We start from the raw sequence: 18,483 nt of genomic DNA, 5'->3' as shown, positions 1-18,483 counted from the left end.
ATTGACGATGAAAAAGATATTGAGTTTATTTTTTGCCTGCGCTTTACTCACCACGGCTACGGCACAGGTGCAGCGCGGCAACATGTTGATTAAGAACGGCACCGTTCTCACCATTACCAAAGGGAATCTGGAAAATACAGATGTACTGATTAAAGATGGTAAGATCAGTCAGATTGGTAAAAACCTGGTGGCTCCGGCAGGTTATCAGACAATAGATGCCACCGGTATGCACGTAATGCCAGGTATTATTGATGCGCACTCCCACATTGCCTTAACAGCTATTAACGAAGCAACGCAGCCCAATACAGCACAAGTCTGGACAGGCGATGCGGTTGATCCTTTTGATGTTTCTATCTACCGCGCCCTGGCAGGAGGTTGTACTACCTCACATGCCATGCATGGTTCTGCCAATGCCATTGGTGGTCAGTGTGAAACGATCAAACACCGCTATGGTACAACAGATCCGGAAGTGTTGAAGATGGAGGGGGCACCGCGCACCATTAAGTTTGCCCTGGGTGAAAACCCAACACGTGTACACGGTGAAGGCAATGGCATTGTGCCACGCTCTCGCATGGGTGTGGAGTTTGTTATACGCGAAGCTTTCAGTGAAGCCAAAGAATACATGGCTGCGTGGGATGCTTACAATGCAGCCAAGAATCAGAAAGGTTTCAGAGGAACACCTCCGGCTTACGACTTGAAGAAAGAAACGATTGCCGATATTTTAAAAGGCAACATTATCATCCATTGCCACTCCTACAGAGCAGATGAAATTTACATGTTGCTACGTGTATGCAAAGATTTTGGTATTAAGAAGCTTGTATTCCAGCACGTGAACGAAGGCTTCAAAGTAGCGCCTGAGTTAGCGGAGTACGGTGCGATGGCGTCTGTATTTGCAGACTGGTGGGCTTATAAATTCGAAGTATATTATTCAACCGCGTATAACGCAGCCATCTTAACTAAAAATGGAGTGACAACTTCCATCAATTCAGATTCAGAAGAATTAATTCGTCACCTCTATCATGAAGCTGCCAAAACACAAAAGTATGGCGGACTTACTGATGAAGAAGCATTGGCTTTAATTACGATCAATCCAGCCAAGCAATTAGGTATTGAAACAAGAGTAGGTTCACTGGAGGTTGGTAAAGAAGCAGACATCGCCATTTTCAAAGGTCATCCGCTCTCATCGTACGCTGTGCCTATGGTTACGGTAGTAGATGGCGTGGTGCGTTTTGATCGTGAGAAAGATGCAGACGACCAGCGAATTTATGTAGATCCCAAGGCTGTTGTTGATAATGCAACATTCCATAACTACAGTCATAACCATGACAACTGTTTGGAAGGTGCCGAATTAAACATGGTAAAATTGTTTGGCCTTAACTAATACAGCGATGAAGAAGATCAATTATATAATAAGCTTGTTATTGGTTTGTGTTGTATTGACAATACAGGCGCAGAGCCCAAAGGGTAAAACAGGAACTTTCGCATTAACCAATGCCACCATTCAAACAGTTACGAAGGGTGTTATTCAAAATGGCACTGTTGTTATCAGCAATGGTAAGATTGAAGCAGTGGGTGCTAATGTTACCGTACCACAGGGTGCAGAAGTAATTGACTGCAAAGGTCAGTGGATTTATCCGGGAATGATTGATGCGGGAACTAGCCTTGGTCTTATCGAGATTAGTGCTGTACCCAGAACGGTTGATAACTCAGAAGTGGGCGATGTTGTACCCCAGATGAAAGCCTTGACAGCAGTGAATCCTAACTCTGCACTGATTCCGGTAACCCGTGTGAGTGGTGTTACAACGGTAATTGCTGCACCAGATGGTGGTTTAATACCAGGTACTGCTGCCCTTATTAATCTGCATGGCTACACGCCTGATCAGATGTATGCCGGTTTTGAAGGCATCGTCATTAACTTCCCAAGCACTGGTCGCAGAGGTTTCTTCGACAGAAGATCTGACGAGGATATTAAGAAAGCCAACGAAAAGGCTATTGGTAAAATCAACGAAGCCTGGGATAAGGCTATCCAATACCATAAGATAGATTCTGCAACTAAGGGTAAGGGAGTAGGCTATTATCCTGAATTAGCTGCCCTTATGCCAGTAGTACGTGGCGAACAAATGCTGATGATTGAAGTAAATGCTTCAAAAGATATCCAGGCTGCATTGAAGTGGATTAAGGAAAAGAAAGTGAAGAAAGTAGTGCTGACGGGTGTTCAAGAAGGCTGGCGTGTAGCAGATGAAATTGCTAAAGCCGGTATTCCAGTAATTACAGGACCCGTTCAGGCTGTGCCTTCCCGTGAATATGATCGCTATGACCGTGCTTATGCCAACCCAGGTTTGATGAAAAAAGCAGGTGTAACCGTGGCCATCAGAACTAACAATGCTGAAAACGTGCGCAACCTGCCTTACCATGCGGCCTATGCAGCTGCTTATGGTATGGGTAAGGAAGAGGCATTGAGAGCAGTAACAATTGTACCTGCACAGATATTGGGTGTGGCAGACAAATTAGGCTCTATTGAAGTTGGTAAAAGTGCCAATTTGTTTATCTGTGATGGCGATCCCTTTGAAACCAAGACAAATATCATACAGGTTTTTATTGATGGCTGGCAGATACCAATGGTAAGCCGTCATACACAATTGTATGATGAGTTCCTCAAGCGCGATCCGGGCGTGAGCAAGACACATAAGTAAAAACCTGTCAAGCGACATAAAATCCGCCCGCATCCCATGGTGATCGCGGGCGGATTTTTTTTTAATGCATTCATTTTACACCTTTGTTATATGCTCCCATTTGGTCTACATAGCGCTAAGAGTTTTGCCATTGATTTGGGAAACACCAATACTTTACTGACAGATAAGGACAAGATTCTGTTGTCGGAACCATCTTATATAGTTTTTAACGAAAACCATTCGATAAAAGCAGTAGGAGAGGAGGCGTATTGCATTTTTGAGAAGAGCCATCAAGCTTTGCATCCAGTTAAGCCTTTACGAGGCGGTGTTATTGCCGATTACCAGTCAGTCGGTAAGATGATACGTACCCTTGTAGACAAAGTATATGGTAAGAATTTTTTAAGCAGAGGTTTTGATACCATTATAACAGGTGTTCCTTTTCACACTACCATGGTGGAGCGCAGGGCTTTTAAAGATGCGCTTGATCAATTCAATCCGAGAAAGACGAATTTACTGTTTGAACCTTTGGCTGCGGCTATTGGTATGGACATGAATATTCGCGAGCCGGAAGGTAAGTTCATTGTTGATATCGGTGGAGGTATTACAGAGATGGTGGTGATATCCTTATCAGGTGTTGCTGCATTTCAATCCATTAAAATAGCGGGTGATACTTTTGATGAAGCCATTCGTGATTATTTCAGAAAAGAATATAACCTATTAATTGGTATACGCACTGCTGAATTAGTGAAAAAAAGTATAGGAGGTGTTTACGCAGATGTTGGCATGGTGCCACCTTCAATTTTGGTAAAAGGAAAATCATTGGCCGAAGGTATACCGATGAGTGTTGAGGTGACATACCATGAATTGGTACGTGTACTCGATAAGCCATTTGCTGAAATAGAAAATGGTATCATTCATACACTACAACATTGTCCACCTGAATTAGCGTCTGATATTTATGAGACCGGCATTCACGTTACCGGTGGCTCTGCATTATTGAAAGGCTTGAAGCAGCGCTTGGAGAAAAACATTTCACTTCCCGTGCATATAGATGTCAATCCGCTAACGTCAGTAAGTATAGGTATTTCAAAAGCCTTGCGTAACCCCAAGCAATATCAAAGCGTGTTGATAGAAGCTTAAGTTGATTCGTTGATGTGTTGATGAGGTAATTCGTTGATTTGAAAATTTGATAATTTAATGATGAAGTGCCGTCATTGCTATGAACGAAAGACGGAATGTGTGTCGGGGTGAGGAGGCAATTTGATCCCTACTCCCTGGTCTGTATCCCCGCAGACCAGCATTAAAACTGTATCATATCAATACTCCCGCTCAGAGTTTCCCGAAGGAAACCCTGAGGCTACTTTACATGGTTTAATCTTAGTTCTAAGCGTCCTTACGTTCATGCCTACCCACTTCCCAAGAGATTCTGAGGAGGAATAATTTTGTATAAACTTTTATTTTTTCAGTCTTAGTCTGTGTGGACTGGTTTTGGGGACTCGCTCGATAAGACCCCGTGCTTCAAGATCTAACTTAACAGTTACAAGATACCACAATACCTTACCATCAAAAGTTTCACTAAGATCATCTACAGCCAGATCACAAAGCTCATCAAAACTTACCTCCTTCCTTTTTTTAATAATATCAAGGATATACTTTTTTAAAGGGTCGTACCTTCGTTTAAGGATATTAACACCCCGTTTCCCTTGTGGATGAAGTGTCAGGATTTTTTCTTCTTTCATACAAATAGTGCCAAGTATGTTGTAGTGATGAACTTGAACAGAGTCTTTTCCTCATTTTACGCATCGTCTCCTTAGGGACGAGCCGTACCATTACCTATTTAATTTCTGTCAAAGGCCTGACTTTTCAAAATCCATCCCTATACATTAATTGTATGGGTCTTTTTTTTAACTCTACTGGTCATCTCCACTCCCTGGACTGTGTCCCCACAGACCAGTATCAAAACTGTATAAATCAATTAAGAATCTTATTCATTGCCTTGTTTCCGAAGCTACGGTGAGCTATTACAATTTTTAATCATTTTATTTCGGTCTGTGGGGACACAGACCGAGGAAGAGGGAGGAGAAAATGTTGAAGATGATTAAGTTCCCATTTTAGCTGTTTTATTATTCCTCATCCTTCACCACCTTTGTTTTTTTAACGAAGAGTTATGGTTAAAATAGAACTTGAACGCCTGGACAATGATTTTCTTATGCAGGCAAAAAATGATCGGGGTAATCTTGTTCAGTTAGATGCCTCGCCACAAGATGGCGGGCAAGGCAAGGGTTTTGGCCCTATGCAGGTTTTATTGGCGGGCATGGGTGGTTGCAGTGCTATAGATGTGGTGAAGATTTTGCGTAAACAGCGCGAACCACTAGACGATATAAAAATTACTATTGAAGGTGAGCGCGAACCTGGGGCAGTGCCATCTCTTTACCAGACGGTACACGCACATTTCAAATTGTACGGAAACTTAAATGCTGATAAAGTGCAGAAAGCCGTGGCGCTTTCTGTTGAAAAGTATTGTTCAGTAGCCAAAACATTAGAGAAGTCAGCGAAGATTACTTACAGCTTTGAAATTATCATACCATGAGCGAGCAAAAAGAAAATTTTGAAACCAAAGCCATCAGAACACAAACGGAACGAAGTCAGCATCATGAGCACTCTGTTCCGCTCTACCTTACCTCGAGTTTTGTATTTGATGATGCTGAACATGCGCGTGCACTTTTCGCTGATGAAGTAAGTGGCAATATTTATACACGTTATTCAAATCCGAATAACAACGAATTTATTGAGAAGCTTTGCTTATTAGAAGGTGCTGAAGATGGTATAGCCACCGCCTCGGGTATGGCAGCTATGTTTTGCAGTATGGCAGCATTGTTAAAAGCAGGAGACCATGTGTTGGCTTCTCGATCCGTGTTTGGGTCAACGCATCAGATACTCAATACGCTGTTCCCACGCTTTGGTATAGAACACACCTATGCAGACATAGACGACACCGCTTCATGGGAATCGAAAATAAAGCCTAACACAAAAATGATTTTTGTGGAGACACCTTCCAATCCGGCCCTTGATCTGCTAGACTTGCAATGGTTGGGTGACCTGGCCAGAAAGCATAACCTGATTTTAAATGTCGACAATTGTTTTGCCACACCCTATTTGCAAAACCCGATAAAGTGGGGGGCACACATAGTGACACACTCAGCCACCAAGTATATTGATGGGCAAGGACGCGTGATTGCCGGTGCCATTGTAGGGAAGAAAGAATTGATTAAAGAGATTCGTTTTTTTGCAAGACACACTGGACCTTCGTTGTCACCTTTTAATGGCTGGATCTTGTCGAAGAGTTTGGAAACCTTGGCGGTACGCATGGACAGGCATTGCCATAATGCTTTGCAACTGGCGACTTTTCTGGAAACACAAAAACAGGTGTTAAAAGTAAAGTATCCTTTTTTGCCTAGTCATCCGCAGCATGCGTTGGCTAAAAAGCAAATGCGCTTAGGTGGTGGGATCGTTACCTTTGAAATTGCAGGGGGTATAGACAAAGGGAGAAGGTTTTTGAATGCTTTAAAAATGATATCACATTCTGCTAACCTCGGTGATACTCGTAGTATAGCTACACATCCCGCTTCAACAACACACTCTAAACTGAGTGATGCAGAAAGACTCGCAGTAGGTATCAGTCCAGGTTTAATCAGGATTTCGGTTGGGCTTGAAAATATTGAAGATATCATTGCAGACGTTAAGCAGGCAATTGAAGCAAGCATGGATTAGCAAGAATTTTTTTTATTGGTTAGGCAACATGAATCTACTCGTGATTTAGTTCACTTGTCTTAATAAAACTTTTCTTGAGTTAATTATTTAGCTAATAACTTTTCTCGAGAAGTGTATTTTCCTCACCTTAATTTTAAGGTTTTAATTGTTTGCTTTTGGATTTAATTTCTGAGAATCAAAAAATATCTTCACCTTATTTTTAAGGTAGTATCATACTACCATTTGCTAAGAGCAATTATGAGCTTTATATTCAATTAAGGTTTTCTGCGCAGAAGCTGAGTTCATACATAAACCTAAAATTTTATCTTTATGACAGTTTACGATTTAGTTATGTTCTTCTGGGATATGACCCCGGAAGGTGGTGCCTCTTACTGGGTTAACCTTGGTGATGGTTGGTGGGGTGGTATCATCTATCAGCTTTAGAATAATTTTAAAAGGTCACCTGATTATATGGTGACCTTTTATTTATGTTTTATTAAGTATTATCACACTTTTAATTCTCTGCTAAAATGGCTAATCTGGTAGTCATTAATATGGTAATTGTATGTCGTATAATTTTCAGATAATTCCATAGTGGTAAACTTAATTTGACTCATGTTCAGAATATTTTTTTTCTTAATAGTTCTTTTAATTTCACATACGATTTACAGCCAACCGTTAAAGAGTATTTCAGCACAATTATTAGATGCTGAAAGTAAGACGCCTGTAGCATTTGCTCATATTCAAGTATCGGGTAAGGTGGTTGTTACAAATCAGTCTGGTAAATTTGTCATTAATTACAATGAAAACACACTTGATGCTAAAGTTGAAATCAGCTGTGTTGGCTACCGTAACATATTAACCTCAATTGGTGCCATTGCTTCAGAAAATATTTTACTAATTAACCCTGATGATAAAGTATTGCCAGAATTAGTAGTTGCTGAATTGAGTGCAAAAAAAATATTTAAAAAGGTAGAAAATAAAGGTTTTAAAAATTATAGAACGAGGCCTTATCTTGCTAAGTACGCAACTGAGCAGTTGGTTTATTATGACAATGACACATCTATACTAGCAGTTGCACGCGATTCAGGTGAATTTATTAATCAAGGTCTTGATACGCTTGGTGTATTTCCAAAGTATCATATCCTTTCAAGAACTTTTAGCAATGACTTTTTATTATACGATACCTTGCCAACTATACTTTCGGGTATCTCAAATAAGCGTAATCATATTTCTTTCGAAACACTTTACTCATTTGATCCTATCAATATTGGCTTGCTGAAAAAAAACCATGCATTGCCAACCATGTTTTCAGAAGGATTTTATAATAATACAGATCAAAGAATTATTGCTATTGTACCCATAACCGGTGTTGATCACTATTTGATAGCAGTTTATCCTAAGGTATTGAAAGGATCCGATAATCTGAAGTTGAAAAACGAGATCGATACCCAAACACTAAGAATGCACCGTGAAAAATTGAAGGAACTATCGAAGATGACTGGTAAGAACTTTACGGATCATGCCATAGACAGTATGATTACCAATAACTTAATAAAAAATAAATCTGTTTCTGCCGTGTTAGGTTTTTTCTTGATTAACGCAGAAGATTTCTCGATAAGTCATGCTGTAATAAAGGTTAATACCTTCGATGCCGCAGGTAAGCCTTACAGTAAACTTCACGTGTCAGCATCATATGAATGCATTAATAAAAAGTATTATTTAAAAAACTTGGATGTGATTGTTAAGAGAACATCCCCGGCATCACTTTCAGGCGAAAGACTGCTCTATTATTATTTTTCACTGATGGTTTCTGATATTGACATGGTGAAGGGTAAGCCTGTATTACCTTCTGAGATAGATGCTAATAGAATGAATAACAGTAGATTAGCGGATGATGAGTGGCACCTTCCGCAATTGATCAGAAACAACTACTTTTTACAGCCCATTATGAATTGTGGTACATGCCCCATTAATCCTATTACTTATTTGAACGGAACTTTTTAGTTGCCTGATTCCTCATTCTAAAAGCGGTTCTTTATTGTTATCTTGGTAGCATGTCATCTTCCCAACGGCTTCAGGAACTCAAACAGACAAGAAATCGCAAAATTGAATTTCAACGTGCGGTTAAAGATGTGCTATTTATTACAACCGGTATTTTTTCAGCGGCTTTGGGCTTAAAGGGTTTTTTGTTACCCAACAATTTTTTGGATGGTGGTGTAATGGGTATCTCCTTACTAATCCAATTATTAACAGGCATTAATCTATCGGTACTGGTGGTGATTATTAACCTCCCTTTTATCATCATTGCATACACACAGGTTTCGAAAAAATTTGCATTAAAAACATTGGTGGCCATTGCAGGCTTGGCACTTGTCATCGCAGTGATTGAATTCCCTATTATCACTTCTGATAAATTACTAATAGCAATATTTGGTGGGTTCTTTTTGGGCGCAGGTATTGGTTTATCTATTCGTGGTGGTAGTGTTATTGATGGAACAGAAGTGCTGGCCATTTATTCTAGTAAGAAAACTACACTTTCTGTAGGCGACATTATTCTCATGCTGAACATCATCATTTTTTCAGTAGCTGCATACCTGATTAACATAGAGACAGCACTGTATGCTATTCTTACTTATCTGGTTGCCTCTAAAACGGTGGATTTTGTCGTGCACGGTATTGAAGAGTATATCAGTGTGATGATTGTTTCCCACAAAAGCAGGGAAATTCAGGAGGCCATCATAAACAATATGGGCAGAGGGGTAACCGTGGTAAAGGGTAAAGGCGGCTATGGCAAACGCGGACATCAGCAGGAATATGATGTAACCTATACCTTTATAACGAGATTGGAGTTACAAAAACTGAAAACGGAAATCGCCAAGATTGATGATGACGCCTTTGTAGTAGAGCACAGCGTAGGCGATATTAAGGGCGGAATGATTAAGAAGCGTGCCTTGGGTGACTAGTGGCAGAAGAAAAAGATTTTAGTCCTTTTTCTCCTGCTTTTTAGTCTTTAAGAAATCGATATAACCAATAGCAGTAGCAAATCCTACCAACACGGCTACAATCGCAATAAAGATACTCACTCCGTCACCTGTGTATTGTGTAAACATGGCTTTTTGTTTGATCATACAAATTTAGACTTTTGCAGCGAAACCCTACGATGATTTTTCTGTTAAAATTTCTTAAATTCTCTCATCATGTCTAAGCTCTTGTTACTCAGCAACTCCACCATGCCTGGCACACCCTTTTTTACCTGGCCTAAACCACACGTTTCCAGGTTTTTGGCTGGAATTGATGGAAAAGGTCTGTTTATTCCTTATGCTGCCGTTACTTTTTCCTTTGATGAATACGAGCAACTCGTGAAGGATGCCTTTGCCGGAATGGGCTTTGAATTGAGTAGTTTCCACCAGTTGAAAGACAAGCAAAAGGCTGTTGAGGAGGCAAGCTTTATTGCTGTGGGTGGTGGCAATTCTTTTGCTTTGCTGTCGCGGATGTATGAGTTTGACCTACTGGAACTGGTAAGACAAAAAGTTGAAAGAGGCACACCCTATCTGGGCTGGAGTGCCGGGGCGAACTTATCCTGCCCAACCATCAAGACGACCAACGATATGCCTATTGTACAGCCAAGGTCTTTGAATGCATTGAACCTGGTGCCCTTCCAGATTAATCCACATTACCATGAACTGAAGTTTGAAGGCCAGGGTGGAGAAACCCGCAGAGACAGGTTAGAAGAGTTTTTAGTGTTAAATGCTGACAAGCGAGTAGTGGGGCTGCCGGAAGGTATGCTCTTAGAACGCCAGGACAATAAGCTGACTTTAAAGGGAAGTGGAGAAGCTAAAATTTATGAAGCGAACAAGACAATACAGGCTATTAAAGCTGAAGCCGATGTTTCTTTTTTATTAGCTTAAGGTAGATTATTGTGTTAACACAAAGTTTTAGATCCGCTAATCCCTTTGTACACCTCAAGTTTTAAAGGCAATAAAAATTTCACAAAAGAGACCATCCGTCAGACCGCTGAAAGCGGAAGTAAACAGCGGTCAGATGGATTTTGAGTAAAGACAGGACTAGCAGTTTTTTTAGATACCCAGGGCTATTCTTTCTTTCTTTAACACTTCAATAATAAAGCCTATGTGTTCGTTCAAGTCAACGCCAAACAATGTCGCCCCTGTGTAAACTTCATCTCTTTCGACTTTAGCGGCAAAACTTTTGTCTTTCAACTTCTTTACTACTGATTTAACTTCCAATGTGGCAATGCCTTCAGGTCTTACTTGCGCACAAGCCACAATAAAACCTGTTAATTCATCGCAGGCTAAGAGAGCTTTATCTAATAACGAATTATAGGGTATATTCCATTTTGTATAATGCGCTGAGATAGCATGTGCAATACTCTCTTCACCTGCTTCACGTAATTTGGCTACTATAATATTCGGATGTTGTTCCGGCCAGGCTTCATAATCAGCGTCATGCAATAATCCGGCTATGGCCCACTCTTCTTTATCTTCACCTAATTTTTCAGCATAGGCCTCCATTACCAGTTCAATGGTACGCATATGTCTTAAAAGACTGGCATTTTTGGTCATGGAGCTGAGTAGTTCGCGAGCTTCAGTACGGTTCATAGCATCCAAAATAACAAACCTGCCCTCAGAAGACAAATGCAAAATTGTAATTCGTCAATCGTAATTCGTAATTTTTCGACATGTTTCAAGAGATTAAGGTGTTAGAATTGGCTTCAGTACTTGCCGGCCCCAGTGTCGGACAGTTTTTTGCAGAGTTGGGGGCTACTGTTATTAAAGTAGAAAATAGTAAAACGGGTGGTGATGTTACCAGAAGCTGGAAAAGTGCAGGCGAACAGACCGATGATCGCTCTGCTTATTTTTGTTCGGTGAATTGGGGAAAAAAATCAATTGCACTCGACTTAACTTCTACAGAAGGAAAGAAAATTGTTCAGCAGCTGGCGGCAAAATCAGATGTAGTAATTGCCAGTTATAAACCAGGCGATGCAGAGAAACTAGGTGTAGCCTATGAACAACTAATAACTAACAACAAAAAACTAATTTACGGACAAATAACCGGTTATGGTTCCCATGATGCGCGCGTGGGATATGATGCGGTAATACAAGCAGAGTCAGGTTTTATGTTTATGAATGGTGAACCCAAGGGCGCATCTTTAAAAATGCCCGTAGCACTTATCGACATCCTGGCTGGGCATCAGTTAAAGGAAGCTTTATTAATAGCTTTGCTAAGACGAGAGAAAACAGGAGAGGGCTGTCTGGCAGAAGTTTCATTGATACAAACAGCCATAGCCTCTTTGGCAAATCAGGCAACTAATTTTTTAGTGGCCGGCAAGGTTCCGCAAAAGCAGGGTTCAATACATCCGAACATTGCGCCTTATGGTGAAGTCTTTAAAACCAGCGATGGCAAAGAATTATTGCTGGCCGTTGGTAATGATAAGCAGTTTAGAGATTTATGTTTGGTGTTGGGTAAACCCTTATTAGCAGAAGATATTTTGTACGCATCCAATTATACAAGAGTACTCAATCGCCTTTCATTGGATAAAGAACTTAAAGTATTAATCGGTGAGCAGGCATCAACGCATTTACTACCTCAGCTTCAGCAACTCAAAATCCCTGCTGGTATTATACAAGATGTAGCACAGGCATTAACTATGAAGCAGGCGGAAGAATTAATGATATTTGAAAATGGTTTGACAGGAATCAGAACTTTTGTTGGTAATTTGACAAATGATAATAAAGTAAAGTCAACAGATAAATTATTAGCACCGCCCCACCTTGGCGAGCATACAGATCAAATACTTAGCCAGATAGAAACTTATTGATTTGAACTTACCCAGAGCACTGAATTTCCGTTATGAAATTCGTTATCCTCCCACTGATCGTTGCCAGGATCCAGAATCCAATTACCATCAACAACAAATTTATACAGGCACTTACCAGGTGGCACGTAGACATCCAACTTCCAGCGATCATTTACCTTTGTCATAGTGATACTGTTCCAGCCATTAAAATTGCCAGCCACTTTTACCTCTGCAAATTTTTTGTCTATTGCCTTAAATGTAAAAGTGTGGTTGGCATTAAAAGCTAGAAATGAATTGCCACTTTCAGTATTCATATTTGGATTGCCCGGGTCGGCAATCCACTTTCCATCGACAATACACTTATACTCATAATTGCCTGAGGCGAGTGTAATGGGTAATTCCCAACCGGTAGCAGTTTGCTTCATTCTTAATTCTTTATCCCGCCAATCGTTAAAGCTTCCTGCAATGAAAACATTTTTAGCAGTCGAAAAACCTTTTAAGGAAATGGTGTAGGTTTCTCCTAATTCTATTACTGAATTTATATTTCCAAAACCATCATCGCGTTGTTTAAGATTAGCAGGATCCGTTATCCATTGGCCATCAACAATGAATTTATAGTAGTGCGAACCCTCTTTTAAAAACATGGGGAGCGACCAGCCATCGCGGGTTCTTGTCATTTTTAATTTTTTCTCATTCCACTCATTAAAGCTGCCGGCAACAATTACTTCCTTGGCTTGTAGATATCCTTTCAGTACAAAGGTATGGTTGTAGGTAAAGTAGATGGAATTATAACCGTGGTAGCCATCATCCTCTTGCTGTTTGTTCTGGCTATCATGAAACCAGTAACCATCGGCAATGAATTTATAACAATGCTTACCAGGATTTAAGGCAACATCCGCAATCCAACCGCTATCCACCCGTGTCATAGGTGTGAGCATTGTACTCCATTCGTTAAAAGTTCCTGATAAATAGATGCTGCGCGCCTCTTGTTTTCCATCTACATAGAAACGCGTTTTACCATTGGGCAAAGTTTTGATTACTTGTTTTTTGAAGTTATTGGTTCCGAAAGTAGCTCTTGTTTGCTCAGCGATCAGGTTCGTCATTTCGTTGGGCATATAAGCCCCAACACCCTTCAGCACTTTTCCAGACAACTCACTTACAGGTTTACATATAGAAATATTGCCCTTGCTATTCTGTTGAATTTTCCAGCCTTCGGCAGACCATTTACCCAGACTTCCGAATCGCCAGAGCGAATCGATCGATAAACCAGTTAAGCCAAAGTTGTTAATAATCGCCTCCTGCTCTTGTAAGGGCAGCTTTGCACTAAGAGTAAGCACGATTGTATTGCCGACAATACGGATACCCACAGGCTGCGCAAACGCTGTTTGCCATGCAATGATGATAACAGATAATATTGTAGCGTACCTAATCATTCATTCAAGTTCTCAAAAGCATAAACAGTTAATTCTTTCTTTTTGAAGTTTATGCAAATTATACCCTTATTCAAGAATTCAAACCCGACCATACCATCAATTTGCTGTTCTGAAGCTTCACCAAATTCCTCCAGATTACTGATAACAGTTGGGAGATTACTCAGGTTCATGCTACCAATGGAAAAATCATCCAATCGGCCCACTAACACTTCTACTTTTGCCCCACCCGTACCGAGTAACACCGATCTTCGTGCCAAAGTAAATTTTTTAAGCACTTTATCTGATACTTTACCGTTAATCACATTGGTTTCTGCGCCACTGTCTAAGCAGAGATTTAGTTTTTTTCCAGCTACCACACCCTGTAACATAATGGTACTATTCACGATTTTAATAGGGATTTTCATCATTTTAGCCGTAAACGGATTCTCCTGATTACTGAGCTCGTTTCCTTTTTTGTCGAGTTTTTTTAGTACGAGAATATTTTTTTGAAGATCAATGGTCATTGAAAACTCCTTAAAAATGTCAACCCCCAACAAACCGAGAATTTTTACACTGCTTCGGTTTTCAATATGACTTAGTTCTGTAAGCTTTGCCTTAATCCGCTCAAAGCGCAGTTCTCTGATTTCAAGCTGATCGATCCAGGTATTTCTAGCGGGGCCGGAGGGAATACCACCAACATTGCTGGCGATGGCATCTGAACTTACCCAGTATTTTCTGAAGTAGGTATGATTGAGAATAAGATCGGGTGCCCCAGTATCAATAATAAAATTACCCTGCATGGTATCAATACGTGCTTCAATCAAAAGAAGCCTGTCTATTCGTTTTATGGGGATAATCAGTGTTTCAAAATTTCCTTTTGGCTTAACACCAATTAAATGGAGGTCTAAAATGAGTGAGTTGCCTGAAATGGGATTTTTAGTATTTGCTTTGCCTGTAAAGCATAATAGTAGTGAGAGTAATATGCAGGCAATGAGTTTCAAAGAGGTGGACTTGAAATGATAAATACGATAGCTTATAAAAATAGTTTTTGTTTTATGCTTAAACAATTTTTTTCAGTCAAGACTTACACGATAGGCCACATTTGGGCGCTAAAACTCCAGTAATTTATTTTTTCGGTAGTTATAATTGAAAACGGGGGCTTATCTTCCAATATTAAATTCCTTCTATTATGAAAAAACCTTATAAAGTAACACTGACCTTAGCCTTAGCCATCTTGGCCTGCTTTAGTGCAATGGCGCAGGGCACCATGTTATTACGGCAACCCACCATCAGTAACGACAACATTGTTTTTGTTTATGCCAACGACCTCTGGATTGTTGGAAAAGATGGAGGTGATGCGAAAAGATTAACCAGTAACGAAGGGCAGGAGAGTCAGCCACACTTTTCGCCTGACGGTAAATTAATTGCCTTTACAGCTCAATACGATGGTAATACCGATGTATACCTGATTCCGGTAGAAGGTGGGCAACCACAACGTCTTACCTGGCACCCCGGTGTTGATAATGTAACCGGATGGACACCTGACGGAACATCCATTTTATTTGCTTCAGCACGAGAATCAGTACCAACAAAAGAATCAAAAATTTTTAAGATTAATAAAAATGGTGGTATGGAGGAGGCCTTACCCATTCCAAGAGCAGTAGCGGGAGAAATATCGGAGGATGGCAAATACATGGCCTATCAGCAAATTGGATTTTGGGATCCGGAATGGCGCAACTACAGAGGAGGACAGGCAAAACCAATCTGGATTGCGGACATGAAAACATTTGAATTGATGCAAACCCCACAAACTGATAATGAACGCCACACAGATCCTGTTTGGTTAAATAATATTGTTTACTTTTTAAGTGAGCGCGATTATGCAAACAACGTGTGGTCATTTAATCCGGCCACAAAAGAATTAAAGCAGTTAACGTTTCATGCTGATTTTGATGTAAAAAGTTTAGATGCGAATAGCGGTAACGTTGTCTATGAGCAGGGCGGATATTTACACGTATTAAATGTAGCCAATGCTACCAGTAAGAAATTAACCATTCAGGTGAAGGGCGATTTTCACTGGGCACGCGAACGTTGGGAAGATGTTGCGGCAGCGACTTTACAAAATGCATCCTTATCTCCAACCGGGCAGCGTGCTTTGTTTGAATACCGGGGAGAAATTTTTACAGCACCCAAAGAAAAAGGTGATTGGAGAAACATCACCAACAATTCCGCTTCAGCAGATCGCTTTCCGGTTTGGTCGCCCGATGGAAAGAAGATTGCTTGGTTTAGTGATGCCAGCGGTGAGTATCAACTCATGATTGGTGATCAGGAAGGTCTGGAAAAGCCAAAAGCGATTTCAATTCCTAACCCAACATTTTTCTTCAGGCCTGCATGGTCACCAGACGGAAAGTACTTATCGTTTACAGATACTGATTATAATTTATGGAGTGTGGAGGTAAACACTGCCGCTATTAAAAAAGTAGATACGGAAAGATATGCCCATCCAAACCGTTCATTAAATCCTGTGTGGTCGCCCGATAGTAAATGGATTGCTTATGCACGTTTGCTAGACAATCATTTTAAAGTAATTAAGGTATACAATGTTGAGACAAATCAAAGCTTACAGTTAACAGATGGTTTAGCTGATGCAATCTCTCCAGTGTGGGATGCTACGGGCAAGTATTTGTATTTTCTGGCCAGCACCAATTATGGTTTGAATACTGGTTGGCTCGACATGAGTTCGTATGAGAGACCGATAACGAGGGCACTCTACCTGATTGTATTAAATAAAGATGACGCCTCGCCTTTAGCACCGCGCAGCGATGAAGAAAAGGCTAAAGAAGAGAAGAAGGATGCAGCTGCAACGCCCCTTGTTAAAATTGATATGAATGGTTTAAGTAATCGCATATTGGCAGTGAATGTTCCTATGCGCAATTACACAGCTTTATTACCTGGGCCTGACGGTTATGTATTTTATGCAGAAGCAGTGCCGAACCAACAAGGTGTTACTTTGCATCGTTATAACTTTAAAGATTTAAAATCAGAAACTTTCTTATCAGGATTAAATGATATGTCGGTTTCTAATGATCGAAAATCTATTTTGTACAGAAGTAATAGTGTTTGGGGGATTTTAGGAACCAGTGATTCAAATAAAAAAACAGGTGATGGCAAGTTAGAATCCATCGCTTCAATGAAAGTGAAAGTAAATCCTTTAGATGAATGGAAACAGATTTTTCGTGAAGGCTGGAGATACCAAAGAGATTTCTTGTACGTAAACAATACACATGGAGCACCTTGGAATGATGTATACAAATGGTATAGCCCCTGGGTAGAACATGTGAGACATCGCACTGATTTAAATTATATTGTTGATATACTGGGCGGAGAAATAGCGGTGGGTCACTCGTATACCAGTGGTGGAGATTTTCCTGATGTTAAAACAGTTCCAGTAGGCTTATTAGGTGCCGATTATGAAGTTGACAACAAATACTATCGTTTTAGGAAAACTTATTTAGGTGAAAACTGGAATCCTGATTTAAAAGCACCACTGAGAGAACCAGGCGTAAACATTAATCCTGGAGATTATTTATTAGAGGTAAATGGTCAGACTATTTCAACATCAGATAATTTATATAAATATTTTGAAGCAACAGCTAATCGTCAAATCAAAATCCGTGTAAACAGCAAGCCCTCAATGGAAGGTTCCAGGGTTGTAACCGTTGTGCCTGTCGAAAATGAGAATCAGTTGAGAAATGTAGAGTGGGTTGAGAGTAATAGAAGAAAGGTTGATGAGTTGTCGAAAGGACAATTGGCCTATGTGTACGTGCCTAATACAGGCAATCCAGGGTACACTTCTTTTAACCGATACTATTTTGCACAACAGGATAAGAAGGGTGCCATTATTGATGAACGTAATAATGGAGGAGGTTCTGCTGCTGATTATATGGTTGATATTATGGCCAGACAATTACATGGTTATTTCAACAGCAAGGCGAGTGATCATCGTCCTTTTTTAACACCCAATGCGGGGATATTTGGTCCGAAAGTGATGTTGATTAATGAACGCGCAGGTTCTGGCGGTGATTTACTTCCATACCTTTTTAATAAAATGAAAATTGGTCCATTGGTAGGAACAAAAACCTGGGGCGGTTTAGTAGGCACCTGGGATACTCCCTTATTTGTAGATGGTGGACGTATGGTGGCACCACGGGGAGGTTTCTATGATGCTAATGGCGAGTGGGCAGTAGAGGGTGTTGGTATATCGCCAGATATTGAAGTACAACAAAGTCCTGCTGATGTAATTAAAGGTCGCGATCCTCAATTAGAACGTGCTGTAGAAGAGGCTTTGAAATTGATGAAGACTCAGGCAGTTGAAATTAAACCAGAGCCAGCACCACCAGTGAAGTATAAGAGACCTGTAAAGAAGAATTGATACGAGTAGAAAATTTATTTTGGAGACTGTCTCAGGTTTTGAGACAGTCTTTTTTTTCTTTAATACGAACGCAAAACTATCCAATGCTAGTTTTAGCGCCTACAGTGCATGAGAATTCTTATAATGGGCGTAAGATACATCTACCAGATAGAAGAATAGACTGAACTTAAGTACTATAGATTATAGCGTGCCCAATAAGTTACTTGCAACTGTAAAAAATATTATACAGATGACTATTCGATTGTTAAGTATCTTATCATGTATCTTCTTAATGCTCTCCTGTGATGATGAGCAAAGTGAGATTAAAAAATTCGGGAAAGCAAAGCTATCCATCAACACCATGGGCAATGCAAACACAGGCCGAACTAATTCAAACAATCTCGATAAAATAAAGAATAT

General features: G+C 40.3%; 15 protein-coding genes. 10 read left to right on the top strand and 5 right to left on the bottom strand.

What is annotated here, in order from left to right:
- The first annotated feature begins 7 nt into the window (after positions 1 to 7).
- From ACO1XM_RS07960 to mreB, 3 genes are all read left to right on the top strand, one after another.
- Positions 8 to 1,381, top strand: coding sequence for an amidohydrolase (locus ACO1XM_RS07960; RefSeq protein ID WP_486227639.1), 1,374 nt, complete (start codon positions 8 to 10; stop codon positions 1,379 to 1,381).
- Between the two features lie 7 nt (positions 1,382 to 1,388).
- Positions 1,389 to 2,693: an amidohydrolase family protein gene (locus ACO1XM_RS07955; RefSeq protein WP_486227637.1), complete on the top strand. Its 1,305-nt coding sequence runs from the start codon at positions 1,389 to 1,391 to the stop codon at positions 2,691 to 2,693.
- Between the two features lie 90 nt (positions 2,694 to 2,783).
- Positions 2,784 to 3,812, top strand: coding sequence for a rod shape-determining protein MreB (mreB, locus tag ACO1XM_RS07950; RefSeq protein ID WP_486227635.1), 1,029 nt, complete (start codon positions 2,784 to 2,786; stop codon positions 3,810 to 3,812).
- A gap of 314 nt (positions 3,813 to 4,126) precedes the next feature.
- Here mreB and ACO1XM_RS07945 read toward each other — a convergent pair whose 3' ends face one another.
- Positions 4,127 to 4,411 (bottom strand): DUF6958 family protein, encoded by a 285-nt coding sequence (locus ACO1XM_RS07945; protein WP_486227633.1) that lies wholly within the window; start codon positions 4,409 to 4,411, stop codon positions 4,127 to 4,129.
- A gap of 428 nt (positions 4,412 to 4,839) precedes the next feature.
- Here ACO1XM_RS07945 and ACO1XM_RS07940 point away from each other — a divergent pair, with 428 nt between their 5' ends.
- From ACO1XM_RS07940 to ACO1XM_RS07925, 4 genes are all read left to right on the top strand, one after another.
- Positions 4,840 to 5,262, top strand: a complete 423-nt coding sequence (locus tag ACO1XM_RS07940) for an OsmC family protein (RefSeq protein ID WP_486227631.1) — start codon at positions 4,840 to 4,842, stop codon at positions 5,260 to 5,262.
- Positions 5,259 to 6,443 carry a trans-sulfuration enzyme family protein gene (locus ACO1XM_RS07935; RefSeq protein ID WP_486227629.1) on the top strand — a complete coding sequence of 395 codons (1,185 nt, stop codon included), beginning with the start codon at positions 5,259 to 5,261 and terminating at the stop codon, positions 6,441 to 6,443. Before ACO1XM_RS07940 ends, ACO1XM_RS07935 begins: the two co-directional genes overlap by 4 nt.
- Before the next feature lie 594 nt (positions 6,444 to 7,037).
- Entirely contained in the window at positions 7,038 to 8,429 is a 1,392-nt protein-coding gene (locus tag ACO1XM_RS07930; RefSeq protein ID WP_486227627.1) for a peptidase associated/transthyretin-like domain-containing protein, read from the top strand.
- Positions 8,430 to 8,479: 50 nt separating this feature from the next.
- The gene (locus ACO1XM_RS07925; protein ID WP_486227625.1) at positions 8,480 to 9,388 is read left to right on the top strand and encodes a YitT family protein; all 909 of its coding nucleotides are present in this window, start codon (positions 8,480 to 8,482) and stop codon (positions 9,386 to 9,388) included.
- Between the two features lie 18 nt (positions 9,389 to 9,406).
- Here the strand turns inward: ACO1XM_RS07925 and ACO1XM_RS07920 are convergent, their stop codons facing one another.
- Positions 9,407 to 9,553, bottom strand: a complete 147-nt coding sequence (locus ACO1XM_RS07920; RefSeq protein ID WP_486227624.1) for a hypothetical protein — start codon at positions 9,551 to 9,553, stop codon at positions 9,407 to 9,409.
- 69 nt (positions 9,554 to 9,622) lie between these two features.
- Between ACO1XM_RS07920 and pepE the strand changes: the two genes are divergently transcribed.
- Entirely contained in the window at positions 9,623 to 10,333 is a 711-nt protein-coding gene (gene pepE, locus ACO1XM_RS07915; RefSeq protein ID WP_486227622.1) for a dipeptidase PepE, read from the top strand.
- 168 nt (positions 10,334 to 10,501) lie between these two features.
- On the opposite strand, the gene ACO1XM_RS07910 is transcribed toward pepE, so the two are convergent.
- Positions 10,502 to 11,041 carry an HD domain-containing protein gene (locus ACO1XM_RS07910; protein ID WP_486227620.1) on the bottom strand — a complete coding sequence of 180 codons (540 nt, stop codon included), beginning with the start codon at positions 11,039 to 11,041 and terminating at the stop codon, positions 10,502 to 10,504.
- A gap of 80 nt (positions 11,042 to 11,121) precedes the next feature.
- On the opposite strand from ACO1XM_RS07910, the gene ACO1XM_RS07905 reads away from it, so the two are divergent.
- Positions 11,122 to 12,261 carry a CaiB/BaiF CoA transferase family protein gene (locus ACO1XM_RS07905; protein ID WP_486227618.1) on the top strand — a complete coding sequence of 380 codons (1,140 nt, stop codon included), beginning with the start codon at positions 11,122 to 11,124 and terminating at the stop codon, positions 12,259 to 12,261.
- On the opposite strand, the gene ACO1XM_RS07900 is transcribed toward ACO1XM_RS07905, so the two are convergent.
- Positions 12,255 to 13,673, bottom strand: coding sequence for a glycogen-binding domain-containing protein (locus tag ACO1XM_RS07900; RefSeq protein ID WP_486227616.1), 1,419 nt, complete (start codon positions 13,671 to 13,673; stop codon positions 12,255 to 12,257). The genes ACO1XM_RS07905 and ACO1XM_RS07900 overlap by 7 nt on opposite strands.
- On the bottom strand, positions 13,670 to 14,653 hold the full coding sequence (locus ACO1XM_RS07895) for an aspartyl protease family protein (protein WP_486227614.1): 984 nt from the start codon (positions 14,651 to 14,653) through the stop codon (positions 13,670 to 13,672). Before ACO1XM_RS07895 ends, ACO1XM_RS07900 begins: the two co-directional genes overlap by 4 nt.
- 188 nt (positions 14,654 to 14,841) lie before the next feature.
- Between ACO1XM_RS07895 and ACO1XM_RS07890 the strand changes: the two genes are divergently transcribed.
- Positions 14,842 to 18,084, top strand: a complete 3,243-nt coding sequence (locus ACO1XM_RS07890; RefSeq protein ID WP_486227612.1) for a S41 family peptidase — start codon at positions 14,842 to 14,844, stop codon at positions 18,082 to 18,084.
- The last annotated feature ends 399 nt before the right edge of the window (positions 18,085 to 18,483 follow it).

The sequence above is a fragment of the Chryseotalea sp. genome, from assembly GCF_057350905.1.
Note: the sequence above shows the minus strand (reverse complement) of the source record. Positions and strands in the feature narration are given on the sequence as shown.

What these genes read in the sequence shown, in the direction of transcription:
- ACO1XM_RS07960 (WP_486227639.1), top strand. Translation starts at nt 8, where the DNA reads ATGAAAAAGATATTGAGTTTATTTTTTGCCTGCGCTTTACTCACCACG.
- ACO1XM_RS07955 (WP_486227637.1), top strand. Translation starts at nt 1,389, where the DNA reads ATGAAGAAGATCAATTATATAATAAGCTTGTTATTGGTTTGTGTTGTA.
- mreB (WP_486227635.1), top strand. Translation starts at nt 2,784, where the DNA reads ATGCTCCCATTTGGTCTACATAGCGCTAAGAGTTTTGCCATTGATTTG.
- ACO1XM_RS07945 (WP_486227633.1), bottom strand. Translation starts at nt 4,411, where the DNA reads ATGAAAGAAGAAAAAATCCTGACACTTCATCCACAAGGGAAACGGGGT.
- ACO1XM_RS07940 (WP_486227631.1), top strand. Translation starts at nt 4,840, where the DNA reads ATGGTTAAAATAGAACTTGAACGCCTGGACAATGATTTTCTTATGCAG.
- ACO1XM_RS07935 (WP_486227629.1), top strand. Translation starts at nt 5,259, where the DNA reads ATGAGCGAGCAAAAAGAAAATTTTGAAACCAAAGCCATCAGAACACAA.
- ACO1XM_RS07930 (WP_486227627.1), top strand. Translation starts at nt 7,038, where the DNA reads ATGTTCAGAATATTTTTTTTCTTAATAGTTCTTTTAATTTCACATACG.
- ACO1XM_RS07925 (WP_486227625.1), top strand. Translation starts at nt 8,480, where the DNA reads ATGTCATCTTCCCAACGGCTTCAGGAACTCAAACAGACAAGAAATCGC.
- ACO1XM_RS07920 (WP_486227624.1), bottom strand. Translation starts at nt 9,553, where the DNA reads ATGATCAAACAAAAAGCCATGTTTACACAATACACAGGTGACGGAGTG.
- pepE (WP_486227622.1), top strand. Translation starts at nt 9,623, where the DNA reads ATGTCTAAGCTCTTGTTACTCAGCAACTCCACCATGCCTGGCACACCC.
- ACO1XM_RS07910 (WP_486227620.1), bottom strand. Translation starts at nt 11,041, where the DNA reads ATGAACCGTACTGAAGCTCGCGAACTACTCAGCTCCATGACCAAAAAT.
- ACO1XM_RS07905 (WP_486227618.1), top strand. Translation starts at nt 11,122, where the DNA reads ATGTTTCAAGAGATTAAGGTGTTAGAATTGGCTTCAGTACTTGCCGGC.
- ACO1XM_RS07900 (WP_486227616.1), bottom strand. Translation starts at nt 13,673, where the DNA reads ATGATTAGGTACGCTACAATATTATCTGTTATCATCATTGCATGGCAA.
- ACO1XM_RS07890 (WP_486227612.1), top strand. Translation starts at nt 14,842, where the DNA reads ATGAAAAAACCTTATAAAGTAACACTGACCTTAGCCTTAGCCATCTTG.